This is a genomic window from Streptomyces sp. GB4-14, assembly GCF_022696125.1.
GTDB classification, from domain to species: domain Bacteria; phylum Actinomycetota; class Actinomycetes; order Streptomycetales; family Streptomycetaceae; genus Streptomyces; species Streptomyces werraensis.
This window is the reverse complement of sequence record NZ_RZHO01000002.1, coordinates 5,645,814-5,664,340: the sequence shown is the minus strand read 5'-3', so window position 1 is coordinate 5,664,340 and position 18,527 is coordinate 5,645,814. Positions and strand designations below refer to the sequence as shown.

18 protein-coding genes and 1 riboswitch are annotated in these 18,527 nt (G+C 73.1%); of the genes, 6 read left to right on the top strand and 12 right to left on the bottom strand.

Annotated elements, in window-relative coordinates; all coding sequences use genetic code 11:
• Positions 1-245 precede the first annotated feature (245 nt).
• Both ELQ39_RS27130 and ELQ39_RS27125 read left to right on the top strand, forming a co-directional pair.
• Positions 246-803 (top strand): uridine kinase family protein, encoded by a 558-nt coding sequence (locus tag ELQ39_RS27130; protein ID WP_242594415.1) that lies wholly within the window; start codon positions 246-248, stop codon positions 801-803.
• A 451-nt stretch (positions 804-1,254) separates the two neighbouring features.
• Positions 1,255-3,120, top strand: a complete 1,866-nt coding sequence (locus ELQ39_RS27125; protein WP_242594414.1) for an AAA family ATPase — start codon at positions 1,255-1,257, stop codon at positions 3,118-3,120.
• A 37-nt stretch (positions 3,121-3,157) separates the two neighbouring features.
• Here the strand turns inward: ELQ39_RS27125 and ELQ39_RS27120 are convergent, their stop codons facing one another.
• From ELQ39_RS27120 to ELQ39_RS27080, 9 genes are all read right to left on the bottom strand, one after another.
• The gene (locus tag ELQ39_RS27120; RefSeq protein WP_190004268.1) at positions 3,158-4,234 is read right to left on the bottom strand and encodes a hemolysin family protein; all 1,077 of its coding nucleotides are present in this window, start codon (positions 4,232-4,234) and stop codon (positions 3,158-3,160) included.
• Entirely contained in the window at positions 4,231-5,562 is a 1,332-nt protein-coding gene (locus ELQ39_RS27115) for a hemolysin family protein (protein ID WP_242594413.1), read from the bottom strand. Before ELQ39_RS27115 ends, ELQ39_RS27120 begins: the two co-directional genes overlap by 4 nt.
• A gap of 255 nt (positions 5,563-5,817) precedes the next feature.
• Positions 5,818-6,279 carry a PH domain-containing protein gene (locus ELQ39_RS27110; protein ID WP_190004266.1) on the bottom strand — a complete coding sequence of 154 codons (462 nt, stop codon included), beginning with the start codon at positions 6,277-6,279 and terminating at the stop codon, positions 5,818-5,820.
• Between the two features lie 20 nt (positions 6,280-6,299).
• The gene (gene hisG, locus ELQ39_RS27105) at positions 6,300-7,148 is read right to left on the bottom strand and encodes an ATP phosphoribosyltransferase (protein WP_242594411.1); all 849 of its coding nucleotides are present in this window, start codon (positions 7,146-7,148) and stop codon (positions 6,300-6,302) included.
• A gap of 46 nt (positions 7,149-7,194) precedes the next feature.
• The gene (locus ELQ39_RS27100; protein WP_004990764.1) at positions 7,195-7,467 is read right to left on the bottom strand and encodes a phosphoribosyl-ATP diphosphatase; all 273 of its coding nucleotides are present in this window, start codon (positions 7,465-7,467) and stop codon (positions 7,195-7,197) included.
• Positions 7,468-7,501: 34 nt separating this feature from the next.
• On the bottom strand, positions 7,502-7,987 hold the full coding sequence (gene ribH / locus ELQ39_RS27095) for a 6,7-dimethyl-8-ribityllumazine synthase (RefSeq protein WP_019523710.1): 486 nt from the start codon (positions 7,985-7,987) through the stop codon (positions 7,502-7,504).
• Positions 7,988-8,007: 20 nt separating this feature from the next.
• Positions 8,008-9,294, bottom strand: coding sequence for a bifunctional 3,4-dihydroxy-2-butanone-4-phosphate synthase/GTP cyclohydrolase II (locus ELQ39_RS27090; protein WP_242594409.1), 1,287 nt, complete (start codon positions 9,292-9,294; stop codon positions 8,008-8,010).
• Positions 9,291-9,932, bottom strand: a complete 642-nt coding sequence (locus ELQ39_RS27085) for a nicotinamide mononucleotide transporter family protein (protein ID WP_242594407.1) — start codon at positions 9,930-9,932, stop codon at positions 9,291-9,293. Before ELQ39_RS27085 ends, ELQ39_RS27090 begins: the two co-directional genes overlap by 4 nt.
• Positions 9,929-10,543: a riboflavin synthase gene (locus tag ELQ39_RS27080; RefSeq protein WP_242594406.1), complete on the bottom strand. Its 615-nt coding sequence runs from the start codon at positions 10,541-10,543 to the stop codon at positions 9,929-9,931. Before ELQ39_RS27080 ends, ELQ39_RS27085 begins: the two co-directional genes overlap by 4 nt.
• A gap of 143 nt (positions 10,544-10,686) precedes the next feature.
• Positions 10,687-10,817, bottom strand: a riboswitch (FMN riboswitch).
• A 415-nt stretch (positions 10,818-11,232) separates the two neighbouring features.
• On the opposite strand from ELQ39_RS27080, the gene ELQ39_RS27075 reads away from it, so the two are divergent.
• Complete coding sequence (locus ELQ39_RS27075; RefSeq protein ID WP_242594405.1) at positions 11,233-11,991, top strand: SDR family oxidoreductase; 759 nt, start codon at positions 11,233-11,235, stop codon at positions 11,989-11,991.
• Between the two features lie 52 nt (positions 11,992-12,043).
• Here ELQ39_RS27075 and ELQ39_RS27070 read toward each other — a convergent pair whose 3' ends face one another.
• Positions 12,044-13,231, bottom strand: coding sequence for an ROK family transcriptional regulator (locus tag ELQ39_RS27070; RefSeq protein ID WP_242594404.1), 1,188 nt, complete (start codon positions 13,229-13,231; stop codon positions 12,044-12,046).
• Positions 13,232-13,382: 151 nt separating this feature from the next.
• Between ELQ39_RS27070 and ELQ39_RS27065 the strand changes: the two genes are divergently transcribed.
• Positions 13,383-14,588, top strand: a complete 1,206-nt coding sequence (locus tag ELQ39_RS27065) for an MFS transporter (protein WP_190004259.1) — start codon at positions 13,383-13,385, stop codon at positions 14,586-14,588.
• Here the strand turns inward: ELQ39_RS27065 and ELQ39_RS27060 are convergent.
• Complete coding sequence (locus ELQ39_RS27060; RefSeq protein ID WP_190004258.1) at positions 14,548-15,006, bottom strand: acyl-CoA thioesterase; 459 nt, start codon at positions 15,004-15,006, stop codon at positions 14,548-14,550. The two genes, ELQ39_RS27065 and ELQ39_RS27060, sit on opposite strands and share 41 nt — an antisense overlap.
• Before the next feature lie 174 nt (positions 15,007-15,180).
• Here ELQ39_RS27060 and ELQ39_RS27055 point away from each other — a divergent pair, with 174 nt between their 5' ends.
• Positions 15,181-16,584 carry a uracil-xanthine permease family protein gene (locus ELQ39_RS27055; protein ID WP_242594403.1) on the top strand — a complete coding sequence of 468 codons (1,404 nt, stop codon included), beginning with the start codon at positions 15,181-15,183 and terminating at the stop codon, positions 16,582-16,584.
• On the opposite strand, the gene ELQ39_RS27050 is transcribed toward ELQ39_RS27055, so the two are convergent.
• Entirely contained in the window at positions 16,566-17,666 is a 1,101-nt protein-coding gene (locus ELQ39_RS27050) for a glycoside hydrolase family 6 protein (protein ID WP_242594402.1), read from the bottom strand. The two genes, ELQ39_RS27055 and ELQ39_RS27050, sit on opposite strands and share 19 nt — an antisense overlap.
• 173 nt (positions 17,667-17,839) lie before the next feature.
• Between ELQ39_RS27050 and ELQ39_RS27045 the strand changes: the two genes are divergently transcribed.
• On the top strand, positions 17,840-18,526 hold the full coding sequence (locus ELQ39_RS27045) for a DUF5995 family protein (protein ID WP_242594401.1): 687 nt from the start codon (positions 17,840-17,842) through the stop codon (positions 18,524-18,526).
• Position 18,527 lies beyond the last annotated feature (1 nt).

Sequence of the window (18,527 nt, the reverse complement as noted above, 5' to 3'; positions counted from 1 at the left end):
CAGCATCCGGGCCGTGCGGTGTCGACCAACATGGGAGTGGACCAATGGCGGAGGCACCGCAGGTGGGCGAGGGGCCGCCCGCGGCGCCCGCGATCAGCGGCGCGACTGCGGGGAGGCGTGGTGCGCGGGCCGTGCCGGCGTTCGGGGCCTAGAGTGCTCCCGTCCGCCCTCCCCCACACCCCCGGGAACCAGCCATTCACACGCTCGCCTCCCGCATCCGCCGGCTCCCTCCGTCGTGCGGCCCGGTGCGGCTCGTCGCCGTCGACGGGCACGCCGGGTCCGGGAAGTCGACGTTCGCGGGGCTGCTGGCCGACCGGCTCGGCGGCGCCCCGGTGCTGCACCTCGACGACATCGCCCGCCACGACGAGCTGTTCGACTGGACCGCACGGCTGCACGACGAGGTGATCGGCCCGCTCTCCGGTGGCGCGACCGCGCACTACCGTCCCTACGACTGGCGTGCCCGCCGCCCCGGGCCGCCGCTCCCGCTGCCCGCCGCGCCGGTGGTGCTGGTCGAGGGCGTCGGCGCCGGGCGGGCTGCGCTGCGGCCGCATCTGGCCTTGCTGCTGTGGATGGACGTGCCGCGTGAGGAGTCCTGGGCGCGGGGGCGGGCGCGGGACGGCGAGGAGCAGCGGGAGTTCTGGGACGGCTGGGAGCGGGCGGAGCGCGCGCACTTCGCCGCCGACCCCTCGCGCCCCTTCGCGCACCTGCTGGTACGGCAGCGACAGCAGGGGTACGAGGTGATTCCCGGCCCTGCCGGGACAGGTGAGGCACGGTGTCCCCTCACACTCGGTGACGGGTCGTAGGCAATGTGGTGATCCTGTGAAGAGCGGTCCCGGACAAGTTGCCGCAGTCGCCCAACTCGGCTTGACCGAGGGCCCGTACAGGTCTTACGTTCTCAATGTGCGGCCCTTCGGGAACCGCTCGCAGACACGAAGCCCCCGGTTGTTCCCCCGTGATCGGGGGCTTCGTTCTGCCCTTTTCACGTTTTCCGGGCGCGCAGCGGCATATGACGATCACCCTCGGTGAGGATCACCTTCCGCGCTCCTCCCGCGCGCCCCCTTCCTCTCTCCGTTTCCCCTGCTCCGCACCCTGCGGACACCGCGCCCCCGCAGGTACGATGCCCCCGGTGCGACCGACGACGAAGCTTCGCGCACCTTGCAACTCCGGTCCGCGGCACAGCGGTTCGGCCACAGGGCGCCGGCGGCCGAGGGGCCGGCCTGCACACCGACGGGGGCACGGTTTGTGGGGGACGTGATGGACTTCGGCACGCAGGGCCCCCAGGCCCCGGCCGACCTCGCCTGGCTGCGAGGCGTGGACGCCTACACGATGGGCGCCTATCCGCAGGCGGAGGAGGAGTTCCGGACCGCCGTACGGATCGACCCGGGGATGGCGGACGGCTGGCTCGGACTGCACGCGCTGCGCATCGACACGACGACCGCGCTGCTGCGGATGTTCCGCCACCGCGAACGCTTCGGCGAACAGCGGACCCGGCACCACCGCACCCTCAACTCCTGGTACTGGCTGGGCTGGTGGGTGCAGCCCGTCCTCGAGACCCCCCGCGACCTGCTGCTCGCCCACGCCTCCCACTGGCTGGACGGCCGGCACGTCCCCGAGCTGGACCGCGCGCTCGCCGGACTGCCCCCCGTGGACGCCGACCCGCAGGTGCGCTTTCTGCACGCCTGCCGCGCCTATCTCGTCAAGGACTGGGAGCAGCTGGTCCGGCACACCGACCCGCTCGTCGACGACCCGCTGCTGGGCATCGAGGCGGGCCTGTTCGGCGGCATGGCCCGGGTGCGCCTCGAGATGTACGGGCAGGCCGAGCCCCTGCTGGCGGCGGCGCTGATGCGGTGCCGCAGCGAGCAGCCGCAGCGCAAGGAGCTGCGCTACTGGCTGGCGCGCGCCCGCGAGGGCACGGGCCGCAGCGCCGCCGCGCTCCCCCTGTACCGGGCCGTGCACCGGGTCGACCCGGCCTTCATGGACACTTCCGCCCGGCTCGCGGCGATCGCCGAGGGCGACGGCTACGACGACGACTCCGCCGACCTCGCCGCGATCACCCTGACCGGCGCCGGGCAGGACAGCGTCGACGGCCCCGACACGCTTGACCCGCTCTTCGGGACGGAGGGCCGCGACCTGCGGCTGTCCGACCCCGACCCCGCCCCTCCCCCGATGCCCTCGTTCGGCGGGTCCGGGGTGCGCGAGCGCTCCGGCGGCTCCGGCCCGGTCCTGCCCCCGGGACCCACCGACCCGGCGCTGCTGGAGGAGGCGCTCGCGGAACTGGAGCGCATGGTCGGCCTAGAACCGGTGAAGCGCCAGGTCAAGGCGCTGTCCGCGCAGCTGAACATGGCGCGGCTGCGAGCCGGCCAGGGGCTTCCGGTGCAGCCGCCGAAGCGGCACTTCGTCTTCTCCGGCCCGTCCGGCACGGGCAAGACCACGGTCGCCCGGATCCTGGGCCGGGTCTTCTACGCCCTCGGGCTGCTCGGCGGCGACCACCTGGTGGAGGCGCAGCGGGCGGACCTGGTGGGCGAGTACCTCGGGCAGACCGCGGTCAAGGCCAACGAGCTGATCGACTCCGCCCTCGGCGGGGTGCTCTTCGTCGACGAGGCGTACTCCCTGTCGAACTCGGGGTACGGCAAGGGCGACGCGTACGGCGACGAGGCGCTGCAGGTGCTGCTGAAGCGGGCGGAGGACAACCGCGACCATCTGGTGGTGATCCTCGCCGGCTACCCGGAGGGCATGGACCGGCTGCTGGCGGCGAACCCCGGGCTGTCGTCCCGTTTCACCACCCGCGTGGACTTCCCGTCGTACCGGCCGCTGGAGCTGACGAGGATCGGCGAGGTGCTGGCCGCGGAGAACGGCGACGTGTGGGACGAGGAGGCCCTGGACGAGCTGCGCTCCATCGCCGGGCACGTGGTGGACCAGGGGTGGATCGACGAGCTGGGCAACGGGCGGTTCCTGCGCACCCTGTACGAGAAGAGCTGCGCCTACCGCGACCTGCGGCTGTCGGTCTACCCGGGGCCGCTGTCCCGCGAGGACCTGGCGACCCTGCGCCTGCCGGACCTGATGCAGGCGTACGGGGAGGTGCTGTCGGGGCGGGGCCCGTCGGACCCGTCGGGGCCCTAGGACCCCGACGGGCACGTCGGCGTGCGGCGGCACGCGGTCAGGTGGCCATCGCCTCCTCCGGTGCCCCGCTCGCCCGCTGCGGGGTGAGCGCGACCTCCCGGTGGGCGGGGTCCCGCACCTCGCCGACCAGCATCTCCAGCACGTCCTCCAGGGCGACCAGGCCCAGCACCTTGCCGGACGCGTCCGCCACCTGCGCCAGATGGGTGGCCGCCCGGCGCATCACGGTGAGGGCGTCGTCCAGCGGGAGTTCGGGCCGCAGCGTCGTCATCGGGCGCCACAGGTGCTGCGGGACGGCCCGGTCGGCGTCCTCGAGGTCCAGGACGTCCTTGACGTGCAGATAGCCCATGAAGGCGCCGCCCTCGGCCGCCACCGGGAAGCGGGAGTAGCCGGTGCGGGCGGTCAGTTCCACGATCTGCCCCGGGGTGACCGCCGGGGTGACCGTCACCAGGGACTCGCGGCGCAGCAGCACGTCCGTCACCGGGCGCGAGCCCAGCTCCAGGGCGTCCTCCAGACGCTCCGCCTCCTCCGGGTCGAGCAGTCCGGCCTGGCCTGCGTCCTCCACCAGCCGGTTGAGCTGCTCGCTGGTGAAAACGGCCTCCACCTCGTCCTTGGGCTCCACGCGGAAGAGCCGCAGGACACCCTGCGCACAGGCCCCGAGGGCGACCGTGACCGGCTTGCACAGGCGTGCGAACCACACCAGCCCCGGGCTGAGCCACAGGGCCGCCTTCTCGGGCGCGGCCATCGCCAGGTTCTTCGGGACCATCTCGCCGATGACGAGGTGGAAGAAGACCACGGCGGCGAGCGCGATGACGTAGCCGAGCGGGTGGATCACCCCGTGCGGCAGGCGCATCCACGCGAACACCGGCTCGAGCAGCCCGGCGACGGTCGGCTCGGCGACCGCGCCCAGGGTGAGCGAGCAGACGGTGATGCCGAACTGGGCGGCCGCCATCATCTGCGGCAGATGCTCCAGGCCGTACAGCACCTGACGGGCGCGGGCGGTGCCGAGCGGCTCGATCTGGCTGCGGCGGACCGACACCAGGGCGAACTCGGCGCCGACGAAGAAGCCGTTGGCGAGCACGAGCAGCGCCGCGAACAGCAGTTGCAGGACGCTCATCCGGCAGCCTCCGCGAGAGGGACCCGGGCCGTGCGGACCAGGCGGACGCGTTCCGCGCGGTAGTGACCGACGCGGCGCACCGACAGCCGCCAGCCCGGAAGTTCCGTGCGGTCCCCCACGGCCGGGATGCGGCCGAGCAGATCGGCGACCAGGCCGGCCACCGTCTCGTAGGGGCCCTCGGGGACCTCCAGTCCTATGCGGCGCAGGATGTCGACCCGGGCGCCGCCGTCGACGTCCCAGGCCGGGTTGCCGTCCTCCGGCGGGGCCGGGGCGAGTTCGGGCACGTCCTGTCCGTCGTGCTCGTCGCGCACCTCGCCGACGATCTCCTCGACGATGTCCTCCAGGGTGACGACACCGGCGGTGCCGCCGTACTCGTCGACGACGACCGCGATGGGCTGCTCGCTGCGCAGCCGGGTGAGCAGCGGGCGCACCGGGAGGGTCTCGGGGACCTGCAGCGCCGGGCGGGCGATGCGGGCGACCGGGGTGCGCAGCCGTTCGTGCGCGGGGACCGCCAGGGCGTCCTTGAGGTGGACCATGCCGGCGATCTCGTCGATCCGTTCCCGGTACACGGGGAAGCGGGACAGGCCGGTGGCGCGGGTCAGGTTGACCACGTCCTCCGCGGTCGCGGACGCCTGGAGGGCGCTGACCCGCACGCGCGGGGTCATGACGTGCTGGGCGGTCAGCTCGCCCAGGGACAGGGTGCGGACGAAGAGGTCCGCGGTGTCCTGTTCCAGGGCGCCCGCGCGGGCCGAGTGCCGGGCCAGGGAGACCAGTTCGCCGGGGGTGCGGGCGGAGGCGAGCTCCTCGGCGGGCTCGATGCCCAGGGCCCGCACCAGCCGGTTGGCCACGGCGTTCAGTCCGGCGATGACCGGGCGGAACAGGCGGGCGAAGGCGTGCTGCGGGCCGGCGACGAAACGCGCGACCTGCATCGGCCGGGACACCGCCCAGTTCTTCGGCACGAGTTCACCGATCACCATCTGCACGGCGGACGCGAGCAGCATGCCGATCACCACGGACACGCCGGAGACCGCGCCCTCGGGTATGCCGGCGCCGGTGAGCGGGCCGTCCAGCAGGTGGGCGAGGGCCGGTTCGGCGAGCATGCCGACCACCAGCGAGGTGATGGTGATGCCGAGCTGGGTGCCGGAGAGCTGGAAGGACAGTTCGCGCAGGGACGCGACGACCCGGCGGGCGCGCCGGTCGCCGGCCGCTGCGGCCTCCTCGGCGTCGGCCCGTTCCACGGTGACCAGGCCGAACTCGGCGGCCACGAAGAAGCCGTTGGCGAGGATCAGCAGGAAGGCGGCTGCGAGAAGCAGCAGAGGGGTGCTCATGATGCCGCCGCCTCCGCATGGGCGCCCGCCGGGCGGTGAGCGCTATGTCGGCAGGGGGCGGCGCAGGTACTGCAGGACGATCCGTCCATCGCCGGAGAGGGTCACTCCTCGGATAGCTGGGGCCCCTCGGCGCACCGGGCGGGGCGGCAGGGGCGGAGGCGCTGTCGGCGCGCCTCCGCCCAACAGATTAATCAAGACAGGGGCGGCTGCGGCAGGTCCGTTCCTCCCCACGCGACCGACCCGGAGATGTCCGGGTCAGTCGCGGGGTGCCTCGGCCTCGGGTGCGGAGTGCGCCTCGGCGAGGGCCCGCAGGGCGCGGGCGTCGGCGACCGCGCGCTGCCGGGCGATGCCGGGCTGGATGCCGAGCGCGGGCAGGCTGGTGCCGTCGCTGAGGTCGAGGAAGACCCAGGGATCACCCGAGCGGAGGTTCACCTGAAGGATCTCCGCCCATTCCAGACGGCGCCGGTTCACGATGTTGACGACCGTGACGCCTGTCTCGTCGGCGACGATCTTCGGCCGCGCCAGCAGGAACAGCGCACCGGCCAGCAGCGCGGCGGTGAACACGAAGCTGATCCGCTCCCCCGGGCCGAGCCCGTTCAGAAGCAGCCCGATCAGACTGACCACGACGAACAGCGCGACGCCCGCGGTGAGCAGCACGGCGCGGGTGCGGCCGGGCCGGAACGTGACGGGAAGCTCGGGGAGCTCGGTGCCGGACATGAAATGGCTCTCCCTGCCCGTCAGAGACGGCAGGCGTGGATCGCCGTGGTGAGGATGGCGCGGGCCCCGATGTCGTACAGGTCGTCCATGATCCGCTGCGCCTCCTTGGAGGGGACCATGGCGCGGACGGCGACCCAGCCCTCGTTGTGCAGCGGGGAGACGGTCGGGGACTCGAGGCCGGGGGTCAGCGCGACGGCCTTCTCCAGCTGCTCGACCCGGCAGTCGTAGTCCATCATCACGTACGTGCGGGCGACCAGGACGCCCTGGAGGCGGCGCAGGAACTGCTGCACCTTGGGGTCCTCGCCGTCCGTGCCGGTCCGGCGGATGACGACAGCCTCGGACTGCATGATCGGGTCGCCGACGACCTCCAGGCCGGCGTTGCGCAGGGAGGTGCCGGTCTCGACGACGTCCGCGATGACCTGGGCGACGCCGAGCTGGATGGCGGTCTCCACCGCCCCGTCGAGGTGGACGACGGAGGCGTCGATGCCGTGCTCCGCGAGGTGCGCGGCGACGATGCCCTCGTAGGAGGTGGCGACGGTCTTGCCGGTGAGGTCGGCGGGACCGGTGATCGTGCCGGGCTTGGCGGCGTACCGGAAGGTGGAGCGGGCGAAGCCGAGCGGCAGGATCTCCTCGGCGTCGGCGCCGGAGTCGATCAGCAGGTCACGGCCGGTGATGCCGATGTCCAGCTGCCCGGAGGCGACGTAGATGGCGATGTCGCGGGGGCGGAGGTAGAAGAACTCGACCTCGTTGACCGGGTCGACGATCCGCAGCTCCTTGGACTCCCTGCGCTGCTGGTAGCCGGCCTCATGCAGCATCTCCGCCGCAGGTCCTGACAGGGAACCCTTGTTGGGGACGGCGATGCGCAGCATGAGGTCGGCTTCCTTTGCGTGAAGGGGTGGGCGGAGCGGGGGGTTTCTACAGGTGGGCGTAGACGTCGTCGAGGGAGATGCCGCGGGCGACCATCATCACCTGGACGTGGTACAGCAGCTGCGAGATCTCCTCGGCGGCCGCCTCCTTGCCCTCGTACTCGGCGGCCATCCAGACCTCGGCGGCCTCCTCGACGACCTTCTTGCCGATGGCATGGACGCCCTTGTCCACCAGCTCGGCGGTGCGGGAGGTGGCGGGATCCCCGTGGGCGGCCTTGTGCTGGAGCTCGGTGAAGAGCTCCTCGAACGTCTTCTTGGACATGGTGGTCCTTACCCTACGCGGTGACGGGGACTGCTCACCGCCAGGGTTCGGACACCGAGCGCAGGCAAGCTGCGGTGGCGACGGCCGCGGTGACCGCCTCGTGCCCCTTGTCCTCGCGGGAGCCGGGCAGTCCGGCGCGGTCGAGGGCCTGCTGTTCGTCGTCGCACGTGAGGAGGCCGAAGCCGACAGGGACACCGGTGTCGACGGACACCTGGGTGAGCCCCTGGGTGACGCCCTGGCACACGTAGTCGAAGTGGGGCGTGCCGCCTCGGATGACGACGCCGAGCGCGACGATCGCGTCGTAGCCCCGGCCGGCCAGGACCTTGGCGACGACGGGCAGTTCCCAGCTGCCGGGGACCCTCAGCAGGGTCGGCTCGTCGATGCCCAGGTCGTGCAGGGCGCGCAGGGCGCCGTCCACCAGTCCGTCCATCACCTTCTCGTGCCACTGTGCCGCGATGACGGCGACCCGCAGATCACCCACATTGCGTACCGTCAGCTCCGGTGCACCCTTGCCGCTCACGTCTCTCCTCGTGGTTCTTGTTACTGGTTGCCGCAGGCGGGCACGGTCGGCGTGTCCAGCCAGGGCAGGTCGTGGCCCATCCGGTCCCGCTTGGTGCGCAGGTAGCGGAGGTTGTGCTCGCTCGCGGTGACGGGCATCGGCTCACGCCGGACGACGTCGATGCCGTGGCGGGCGAGCGCGTCGGACTTGTCGGGGTTGTTGGTCATCAGGCGGACGCTGCGGACGCCGAGGTCGGCGAGGATCTGCGCGCCCGCCGCGTAGTCGCGGGCGTCGGCGGGCAGGCCGAGTTCCAGGTTGGCGTCGAGGGTGTCGCGCCCGCGCTCCTGCAGTTCGTAGGCGCGCAGCTTGGACATCAGGCCGATGCCGCGACCCTCGTGCCCGCGCAGGTAGACGACGACGCCCCGCCCCTCGGCCTGGATGCGGTCCAGGGAGGCGTCGAGCTGGGGGCCGCAGTCGCAGCGCTGGGAGCCGAAGACGTCCCCGGTGAGGCACTCGGAGTGCATGCGGACGAGGACGTCCGCGCCGTCGCCGAGGTCGCCGTGGACCAGGGCGACGTGCTCGACGCCGTCGACGGTGGAGCGGAATCCGTACGCGGTGAAGGTGCCGTGGGCGGTGGGCAGCCGGACCTCGGCCTCGCGGCGGACGGTGGGCTCGCTGCCGCGCCGGTAGGCGATCAGGTCCTCGATGGAGATGATCGACAGCCCGTGCTTGCTGGCGAACGGGACCAGCTCGGGCAGGCGCAGCATGCGGCCGTCCTCACCGGCGATCTCCACGATGGCGCCGGCGGGGCGCAGTCCCGCGAGGCGTGCCAGGTCGACGGCGGCCTCGGTGTGGCCGTCGCGCTCGAGCACGCCGCCGGGGCGGGCGCGCAGCGGGAAGATGTGGCCCGGGCGGACGAAGTCGTCCGGCGCGGCGGTGCCGGACGCCAGCAGCCGGAGGGTGGTGGCCCGGTCGGAGGCCGAGATGCCGGTGGTCACGCCGTGCGCGGCGGAGCCGTCGACGGTGACGGTGAAGGCGGTCCGCATGGACTCGGTGTTCTGCTCCACCATCTGCGGGATCCGCAGCCGGTCGAGCTCCTCGCCGGTCATGGGGGCGCAGATCATGCCGCGGCACTCGGTCATCATGAAGGCGACGATCTCCTCGGTCACCTTCTCGGCGGCGACGATCAGGTCGCCCTCGTTCTCCCGGTTCTCGTCGTCGACGACCACCACGGGGCGGCCGGCGGCGATGTCGGCGATCGCCTGCTCGACGGGGTCGAGCCGGAGGTCGAGGTCCTCGGTGTCGTAGAGAATCGGTGCCGCAGTCATGCCGGCGCTCCTTCCAGTGCGGGCCGCGCGTCACGGGAGCGCAGCCACCAGTCGCGCATGCCCCACAGGACGAGCGCGCCGTAGATGACGTAGACGAAGCCGGAGAAGGCGAAGCCGTTGGCGAAGTTCAGCGGGACGCCGACGAGGTCGACGAGCAGCCAGGCGAACCAGAACTCGACCATGCCGCGGGCCTGGGCGTACATCGCGACGATCGTGCCGACGAAGATGTAGGCGTCCGGCCAGGGGTCCCAGGACAGGGACGGGTAGGCGGTGAAGAGGCCGCCGACGGCGAGGGTGCCGGCGGCCGCCCCGGCGAGCAGCACGCCCCGCTCGCGCCAGGTCGCGAACCGTACGGCGACGGTGCCGTCCTGGGCCTGCCGCCGGCCGCGCTTCCACTGCAGGAAGCCCCAGACGGCGACGAGCATGACGACGACCTGCTTGCCGGCGCTGCCGGAGAGGTGGGCGGTGGCGAAGGCCGTGAAGAGGATGAGCCCGGAGACGAACTGGGCGGGCCAGGTCCACAGGGAGCGGCGCCAGCCGAGGGCGAGGCCGATCAGCCCGATCACGTTGCCGATCATGTCGGCCCACTTGATGTGCTGGCCGAACAGGGTGAAGGCCTCGGAGTTGAGCCAGTTCACCGGGTGGCCTCCTCACCCGCGACGCGGTCGCCGAGCATGCGCTCGACGTACTTGGCGATGACGTCCGCCTCGAGGTTGACCGGGTCCCCGGGCTTCTTGATGCCGAGGGTGGTCAGGGCGAGGGTGGTGGGGATGAGGCTGACGGTGAAGTGGTCGCGCCCGGCGTCGACGACGGTGAGGCTGATGCCGTCGACGGTGATGGAGCCCTTCTCCACGACGTAGCGGCTGAGCTCCGCGGGGAGGGAGATCTTGACGATCTCCCAGTGCTCGGACGGGGTGCGGTCGAGGATCTCGCCGGTGCCGTCGACGTGGCCCTGCACGATGTGGCCGCCGAGGCGGTCGCCGACGGCGGTGGGCCGCTCGAGGTTGACGCGGGAGCCGACGGCGAGGGCGCCGAGGCTGGAGCGGTTCAGGGTCTCCGCCATGACGTCGGCGGTGAACTCGTCGCCCTCGTGGTCGACGACGGTGAGGCACACGCCGTTGACGGCGATGGAGTCGCCGTGTTTCGCGCCCTGGGTGACCACAGGGCCTCGCAGGCGGAAGCGACAGGCGTCGTCGAGGGTCTCGACGGCGGTGACCTCGCCCAGCTCTTCGACGATTCCGGTGAACACTTCCCGGGTCCTCCTGCCTCTTCGGGCACGGACTCCGGGGCTGTCGATGACGACAGAATCACGGGTGAGGACACCGGGGCGACGCCGGACAGGGATCGCCCTGAGGGCGAACCGGTACGGCGGCGCGCATGGATGCCCGCCCGCCGCGCACTGCCTCCCATCCGGACTTTAACCGTCGGTCCAGGAATTTCACCTGGTCAACCGGTCGCTGGAGGCGACCGGGTCGCGGACTGTAACCGCCGGTTCGGACTTTCACCGACCCCGGAGTGCGCTGCTACTGGTACAGCCCCAGTCTGCCACGGCCGTGACTCGGCCACGCGGGTGAGGTGTGTGGAGTGGGTCACAGCGAGCGACGCGGAGGCAACCGAGGGTCGCACGATGCACAACTGCCGCGGACGTGCGCCCCCTTGGCGCCCCCTCCGCCTCCGACGACTGGTCCATACCTATTGACCGAAGTGGTCTAGTCCTCTTAGGGTCCGAGCTGCCTCCGCGGAGCGACGGCAGGACCGAGGGTCCCGCCGCGCTCCCCTCCCCGGCCGGCCCGGCGGCGGTGACGACGGCCCTTGCCCGCCGCCGGGCCTCACCACGCGCCCGGATGCGCCCGGCGCCCGGCCCGGCGAAGCTGGACCCCGTACGGCGCCACGCGCACGACACCCCGGGGCGCCCGTGTCCGGAGGGACTTGAGCAGCATGACCACGATCCTGGTGACCGGCGGTACCGGAACCCTCGGCCGGCATGTCGTCACGCGGCTGCGGGCGGACGGCCACGACGTGCGGGTGCTCACCCGCCACACCCCGCCCTACGCCGTCGACCTGCGTGAGGGTGACGACGGGCTGGAACGCGCCCTGGACGGCACGGGCACCGTCGTGCACTGCGCCACCTCGGCGCGCGGCGGCGACGAGCAGGCCGCACGGAACCTGATCGCGGCGGCGCGGCGGGCCGGGGTGGCGCATCTGGTCTACATCTCGATCGTCGGCGTCGACCGCGTGCCGTTCCCCTACTACCGCACCAAGCTGGCGGTGGAGCGGCAGTTCGAGGACTCCGGGACCGGCTGGACGGTGCTGCGCGCCACGCAGTTCCACGACCTGCTGTTCCGGCTGTTCCAGGGCCTGTCGAAGTCGCCGGTGATGCCGCTGCCCGCCCGGGTCAAGGACCAGCCGGTGGAGGTCAGGGAGGTCGCGCACCGCCTGGCCGAACTGGCCCGGGGCGCGCCCGCCGGACGCGCGGACGACATGGGCGGCCCCGAGGTCCGCACGATGCACTCCCTGGCCCGTTCGTACCTGGACGCCACGGGCCGCCGCCGCGCACTGGTGAAGGTCCCGCTCCGCGGACCGGCGTACGAGGCGTTCCGAGCGGGGGGCCATCTCGCCCCGGAACGGGCGGTCGGCACGCGGACGTTCGAGGAATTCCTCGCGGAGCGGTTCGCGGCGAAGGGGGGCCGGCGGTAGGCGTACACCCCGAGGCGCCGGGCGAGGCGGTCCGGCCCGCCGGGCACCCTTGTCAGTGCCCAGGCACTCCGAACAGTTCGTCCTGGGCGTGGTCGCGGGCCGTCAGCAGCGCTCCGCGCAGGACCGCTCCGCCGCCCAGGGTGCTGGGGCGCACGTCCACGGGGAGCGGGGACATCACGGTCAGCCGGTCGTGCACGCGGGCCGCCAGCGCCTCGCCGCCCGCCTGGCCGATCTCGCCGCCCAGGACCACGCACCCGGGGTCCAGCAGCGCGACCACGGAGGCGACGCCCACCGCGACACGGTCGGCCAGGGTGTCCAGGAAGCGCGTGTGCGCCGCGCTCCGTGGTGCGGAGACGGCCGCCCGTACCGCGCCCGCCGCCTCCGGGTCCGCCCCGGGCTCCGGTACGACGCCGCACTCCCTCGCGAGGGAGGCGACCGCCGCCGCGCCCGCCAGGGAGTGGAAGCCGCCCGCGCAGTCGGTGGCCGAGGGCAGGCCCCGGGTGCCCGGGACGGGGAGGAAGCCGATCTCGCCGGTGCCGCCGGAGGCGCCCCGGCGCAGCGCGCCGTCGAGGATCACGGCGGCGCCGGTGCCGTGGCCCAGCCACAGCAGCACGAAGGTGTCCCGGTCACGGGCGGCCCCGTCGCGCTGCTCGGCGAGCGCGGCGAGGTTGGTCTCGTTCTCCACGCTGACCCGGGCCTCGGGCAGCCGTTCCTGGAGGGCGGCCACCAGGCGTCGGTGCCACTCCGGCAGGCCGGTGGAGTCACGGAGTTCGCCGGTCGCGGGGTCGATGAGGCCGGGCGCGCCGATGCCCACCGTGTGCAGCCGGTCGGCGCCCGCCTCCTTGGCCGTCCGCTCGACCAGGGCGACGGCCTGCTCGACCGCGGGGCCGGTGCCGGTGTCGTCGGCGATGGGCAGGGAGGCCTCGGCCAGGACCCCGCCGACGAGGTCGGACACGGCCAGGGCGACACCCTCGGTGCGCACGTCCAGGGCGGCGAGGTGCGCGCGGCCGGCGACGATGCCGTAGAGCTTGGCGTTGGGGCCCCTCCGCCGGCCGCGGGCCTCGCCGGCGACCTCGATCAGACCGGCGGCGGTGAGGCGTTCGACCAGGTCGGCGACGGTGGGGCGGGACAGTCCGGTGAGCTCCTTCAGCTGTCCCGCGGTCAGCGGACCCTCCTGCTGGAGCAGGCGCAGGGCGAGCCTGTCGTTGATGGCTCGGGCGGTGCGCGGGGATGCGGCCATGCCGGGATCCTTCCAGATCGGCGGACCCGGCCGGCGGGTGCCGTGTCCCGGGGTACCCCGTTTCTTTCAGGCAGGGTTCCTGATAGTTTACGGCGGCGCGCGACTGAAGGAACGCGGTCACGACAGCGGTGGATCAGGGAGGGGCGGGTCGATGAGTGCAGTGGTTCACACGCCACGCGAGGTGAAGCGGGCACGGTACGCCGTGGCCGCGGTGTTCGCCGTGCACGGCGCGGTCACCGGGTCGTTCGCGACCCGGGTCCCCTGGATCCAGGACCACGCGGGGGTCAGCGCGGGTCAGCTGGGCCTGGCGCTCGCCTTCCCCGCCCTGGGCGCGTCCCTGGCGATGCCGCTCGCGGGCGGCATCTCGCACCGCTTCGGCGCCCGCAACGCGCTGCGCGGCCTGCTCGCCCTGTGGACGCTCGCGCTCGTCCTGCCGTCCCTCGCCCCCAACCTGCTGACCCTCTGTCTGGCCCTGTTCGTCTACGGCGCCACGGCGGGCATGTCGGACGTGGCGATGAACGCCCTCGGCGTCGAGGTGGAGAACCGCCTCGACCGGTCGATCATGTCGGGCCTGCACGGCATGTGGAGCGTCGGCGCGGTCGTCGGCTCGGCGGCCGGCACGCTCGCCGCGCACCTCGGCTCGGACGCCCGGCTGCACCACGCGCTGGCCGCCGCGGTGCTGACGGTCGTGGGCTTCGCGGCCTGCGCCTGGGTGCTCGACCTCCAGCCGGCCGAGGACGAGGATCCGCCGCCACGGTTCGCGCTGCCGCCGCGCTCGGCGCTCCTGATCGGCGCGATCGGCTTCTGCGCGGTGTTCGCCGAGGGGGCGAGCCTGGACTGGTCGGCCGTCTATCTGCGCGACCGGCTGGAGACGTCCGCGGGTCTCGCGGCGGCCTGCACCACCGGCTTCACCCTCACCATGGCGGTCGCCCGTATCGCGGGCGACCGGGTGGTGGACCGCTACGGCGCGGTGCGCACGGTCCGCGCGAGCGGAGTGATCGCCCTGCTCGGCGGCCTGCTGATCGTGTTCGCCGGCCACCCGGCCGTCGCGATGGCCGGATTCGCGCTGATGGGGCTGGGCATCGCGGTGGTCGTCCCGCTCTGCTTCGCCGCCGCCGGCCGCAGCGGCTCCAACCCCAGCCTGGCCATCGCGGGCGTGGCGACCATCACCTACACCTCGGGGCTGGTCGCCCCGAGCGCGATCGGCATGCTGGCCCAGGCGACCAGCCTGATGGTGTCGTTCGTACTGGTGACTCTGCTGACATGCGGCATCGCCGGCTTCGCCGGGGTGCTGCGCGCGGGCGACCGGGTGAAGGTCACGCGTCCGGACGCAGCAGTTCCCGAGCGGCGTCCCTGAACTCTTCGCTCCAGGGCGCCGGGCGCAGGGTCGTGGCGTCGAGCCGCACCAGTACCCGGCTGCCCCGGGCGTACGTCACCGCGCCGTCCGCCGAGCAGAACCGGAAGCCGTAGGTGAGCCCGGTCGTGCCGAGCCGGTCGAGCCACAGGTGGACGGCGTAGGGGCCGGGCCGGGTGACCGGGGCCTCGTAGGTGAGGCGGAGTTCCTTGACCGCGTTGCAGGCGTCGCCGGCGGCCGCCCAGTCGCCGTCGAAGGTGATGCCGTTGGCCTGCCACAGCTCGGCCCAGGCGCGCTCGACGAGCAGCGGGTAGCGGGCGTTGTGCAGCAGCCCCAGCGCGTCGAGGTCGTCGAAGTGGACGGTCACGGGGATCAGCCGGCCGTAGGAGAGGGCGGGCGCGGGCGGGGCTTCGGCGGTCACGGGCGGTGCTCCTGGGACGTACGGGATCGGTGCCGTGTGCAGCGATCAACGGCGTGCCCTCATCCTAAGCGGACGCTCAGGAGCGCCCGCGTGCCCGCCCACCTGTGCGAACCACTCCTTTCCGGGCCGCACAATGGTGCGGACACGCTGGCCGCACGACGAAAGCGACAACCCATGGATCTCGGCGTCCGCTGGAAACTGCACGGAGACGGACGCACTCCGGCACCCGGGGCGGTGGTCCGTCCCGACGAGCGCCTCTCCTGGCCGCGCACGGCGGGCCTGGGCGCCCAGCACGTGGTCGCCATGTTCGGCGCGTCGTTCGTGGCGCCCGTCCTCATGGGCCTGGACCCCAACCTGGCGATCATGATGTCGGGCGTCGCCACCATGGTCTTCCTGCTGGCCACCCGCGGCCGGGTGCCGAGCTACCTGGGCTGCTCGCTCTCCTTCGTGGGCGTCGCCGCGGTGATCCGGGCGGACGGCGGTTCCAGCGCCACGGTGACGGGCGCGGTGTTCGTGGTGGGCGGCGCGCTGTTCCTGGTGGGCCTCGCGGTGCGGAAGTTCGGCGCGCGGATCATCCACGCGGCGATGCCGCCCGTGGTGACCGGTGCGGTGGTCATGCTGATCGGCTTCAACCTGGCGCCGGTGACCGCCTCGACGTACTGGCCGCAGGACCAGTGGACCGCCCTGTTCGTGATGCTGTTCACCGGACTGGCCGTGGTGTGCCTGCGCGGCTTCTGGTCCCGCATCGCGATCTTCCTCGGCCTGATCTTCGGATACGCGCTGTCCTGGGCGCAGGACCGGATCTTCGGGCAGATCCACTCGGCCGACGCGAGCGGCAAGGTGACCGACCACTGGCGTCTGGACCTGTCCGGCGTGGGCCAGGCGGACTGGATCGGCCTGCCGGACTTCCACGGGCCGTCCTTCGAGTGGTCGGCGATCCTGGTCGCCCTGCCGGTGGTCATCGCGCTGATCGCCGAGAACGCGGGCCATGTGAAGGCGGTCGGCGAGATGACCGGCGACAACCTGGACGACAAGCTCGGCACGGCCATCTCCGCCGACGGCGTCGGCTCCATGCTGTCCACCGCGGTCGGCGGCCCGCCCAACACCACCTACTCCGAGAACATCGGCGTGATGGCCGCGACCCGCGTCTATTCCACCGCCGCCTACTGGGCCGCCGCCGGCTTCGCCCTGCTGTTCGGCCTGTGCCCCAAGTTCGGCGCGGTCGTGGCGGCCGTCCCCGGCGGTGTGCTGGGCGGCATCACCGTCATCCTGTACGGCATGATCGGCCTGCTCGGAGCCCAGATCTGGCTCAACGCCAAGGTGGACCTGCGCAATCCGTTGAACCTGGTGCCGGCCGCGGCGGGCATCATCATCGGCGTCGGCAACGTCTCCATGGAGTTCACCGACACCTTCTCGCTCAGCGGCATCGCCCTCGGCACGGTCGTCGTCATCACCGGCTACCACGCCCTGCGCGCCTTCGCCCCCGCCCACCTCAAGACGCAGACGCCGCTGCTCGACGAGGGCACCTCCTCCTACGACACGGGCGGCTCGGAGGAGGATCAGCGCGCCAAGTCGTAGGCGTACGACGGGCTGAAGGTCCCCGGCGCGCCCTTGCAGCCGTCGGACTCACCGGGGAGCTTCACCCACAGGTAGGCGTCGATCCGGGCCTCGCCGGTGCTGAGCGTCGGCGCCCGGCCCAGCTTGCGGCCCGCGGGGTCGCACCATGCGCCGCCGGCGGGGGCGCCGTTGCCGTTGCGGCTGGTGTCGATCACCGCGCCGAGGCCCGTCCCGCCGAGGGCGTCCAGCACGGCGCGGTCGTAGGCGATCTCGTCGGCGGTGCCGTGGAAGTTGGACACGTTGCTGAAGACGCCGTCCGACGACGCGGGCGAGGCGGCCCCCGCCCTGCGCAGCAGGTCCGCCTGCTCGGCGGGCGGGTGCCAGCCGGAGTGCCCGGCGTCGTAGTAGACGCGGGCGCGGGGGTTGGCGTCCTTGAACACGCGTCCGGCGCGGGCCAGCGAGGCGAACCGCTCGGCCCGCTGTCCGGCGGACAGACAGTCGGCCTGTGCGACCGAGTCGGGCTCCAGGATCACCACGACCTCCCCGCTGCCGAGCCCGGCGGCGAACCGGTCGATCCAGTCGTCGTAGGCGTCGAGATCCGGCGCGCCGCCCTCGGAGTGCCCGCCGCAGTCCCGCCCGGGAATGGCGTACGGCACGACGACGGGCACCCGCCCCGCGGCGGCCCCGCCGGACGTCACCGCCCTCACCCGCGCGGTGACGGTGTCCGGCGACCAGTCCGCGAACCAGACGGCCGCCGGCTGGTCGGCGATGCGCGACTCGATGAGCGGCCGGCGCGGGTCGCCGGGATGCCCCCGCACCCAGTCGAGCACGCGGGAGGCGGGGTGGCGGTAGAGCCGTGCGGACACGGCGACCGCGCGCTCCTTCTTGGCGCTCGGGGACGGCGACGCACTCGACCGCCTGGGCCCGGGGGACGTCGACGTCGTGGCCGAGAGCGACGCCGACGGGACGGCGGGCAGCGGCACGAGACCGGGCGACGCGGACGGCACGGGCCTGGCCTCCGGTACGTCCGGCCTCTCCCCCGTCGCCGAGATCACCCCGGACACGGTGCCGGCGGCGACCACGAGCGAGGCCGCCGCGACCATCGTGGCCCTCCGTGCGGCGCGCCGGCGTTCCGCACGGCGCGCCGAGAGTCTCCGGGCACGCGAGCCTGCCACCTTGTGCTTCCCCCTCCCCCACGGCGGGCGCGTTCCCCCGTTCCGGGGAAGCGCCGGGCCCGCCGCCACTGGAGTCAGACTAAAGGTGTCACCCTGCGCTCATGGCGCAATGCGAACAAGTCCTCACCCCGGTCGACGGGGTCGTCGCCCGTCTGAGCGCCCTCGACGCGGTCCTGCCCGCGCGGGACGGGGTCGCGGTCTTCAACCGTGTCTACCTCGCCGTGACACGGGCCGTGGACCGGCGCATCGACGCCGGTCTGTTCCCCGACACCCGTGCGGTGATCACCCTGGACGTCCGCTTCGCCGAGTACTACCTCGCGGCCGTCGACGCCGCGGCGGACGGCCGGCGTCCCCCCGCCTGCTGGCGTCCGCTGTTCCAGTTCCGCCGCCATCCCGGGGTACGTCCGGTGCAGTTCGCGCTGGCGGGCATCAACGCGCACATCGGGCACGACCTCGCGCTGGCCGTGGTGGACACCTGCCGTACGCTCGGCTGCGAACCCGCAGACCTGGAGGACGAGTTCGAGGCCGTGGGCGAGATCCTCCTGTCGCTGGAGGAGCGCATCCGCGACGAACTGGTGCCCGGCCCCGAGTCGCTGAGGATCGCCGACCCGCTGACCCATCTGCTCGGCGCGTGGAGCCTGGACCGCGCCCGGGACGCGGCCTGGACGGCGGCGCGCGCCCTGTGGGCGCTGCGCCGACTGCCCGACGTGGCGGCGGAGTTCACCGAACGGCTGGACACCGCGACGGGGTTCGCGGGCCGCATGCTGCTCACCCCGCTGCCCGACTGAC

Excerpts from the sequence above, each read along its gene's own strand:
- ELQ39_RS27070 (WP_242594404.1), bottom strand. The coding sequence starts at position 13,231 with ATGGCCGCATCCCCGCGCACCGCCCGAGCCATCAACGACAGGCTCGCC.
- ELQ39_RS27065 (WP_190004259.1), top strand. The coding sequence starts at position 13,383 with ATGAGTGCAGTGGTTCACACGCCACGCGAGGTGAAGCGGGCACGGTAC.
- ELQ39_RS27045 (WP_242594401.1), top strand. The coding sequence starts at position 17,840 with ATGGCGCAATGCGAACAAGTCCTCACCCCGGTCGACGGGGTCGTCGCC.
- ELQ39_RS27100 (WP_004990764.1), bottom strand. The coding sequence starts at position 7,467 with ATGTCCAAGAAGACGTTCGAGGAGCTCTTCACCGAGCTCCAGCACAAG.
- hisG (WP_242594411.1), bottom strand. The coding sequence starts at position 7,148 with ATGCTGCGCATCGCCGTCCCCAACAAGGGTTCCCTGTCAGGACCTGCG.
- ELQ39_RS27090 (WP_242594409.1), bottom strand. The coding sequence starts at position 9,294 with ATGACTGCGGCACCGATTCTCTACGACACCGAGGACCTCGACCTCCGG.
- ELQ39_RS27110 (WP_190004266.1), bottom strand. The coding sequence starts at position 6,279 with ATGTCCGGCACCGAGCTCCCCGAGCTTCCCGTCACGTTCCGGCCCGGC.
- ELQ39_RS27075 (WP_242594405.1), top strand. The coding sequence starts at position 11,233 with ATGACCACGATCCTGGTGACCGGCGGTACCGGAACCCTCGGCCGGCAT.
- ELQ39_RS27125 (WP_242594414.1), top strand. The coding sequence starts at position 1,255 with ATGGACTTCGGCACGCAGGGCCCCCAGGCCCCGGCCGACCTCGCCTGG.
- ELQ39_RS27050 (WP_242594402.1), bottom strand. The coding sequence starts at position 17,666 with ATGGTCGCGGCGGCCTCGCTCGTGGTCGCCGCCGGCACCGTGTCCGGG.
- ELQ39_RS27055 (WP_242594403.1), top strand. The coding sequence starts at position 15,181 with ATGGATCTCGGCGTCCGCTGGAAACTGCACGGAGACGGACGCACTCCG.
- ELQ39_RS27120 (WP_190004268.1), bottom strand. The coding sequence starts at position 4,234 with ATGAGCGTCCTGCAACTGCTGTTCGCGGCGCTGCTCGTGCTCGCCAAC.
- ELQ39_RS27115 (WP_242594413.1), bottom strand. The coding sequence starts at position 5,562 with ATGAGCACCCCTCTGCTGCTTCTCGCAGCCGCCTTCCTGCTGATCCTC.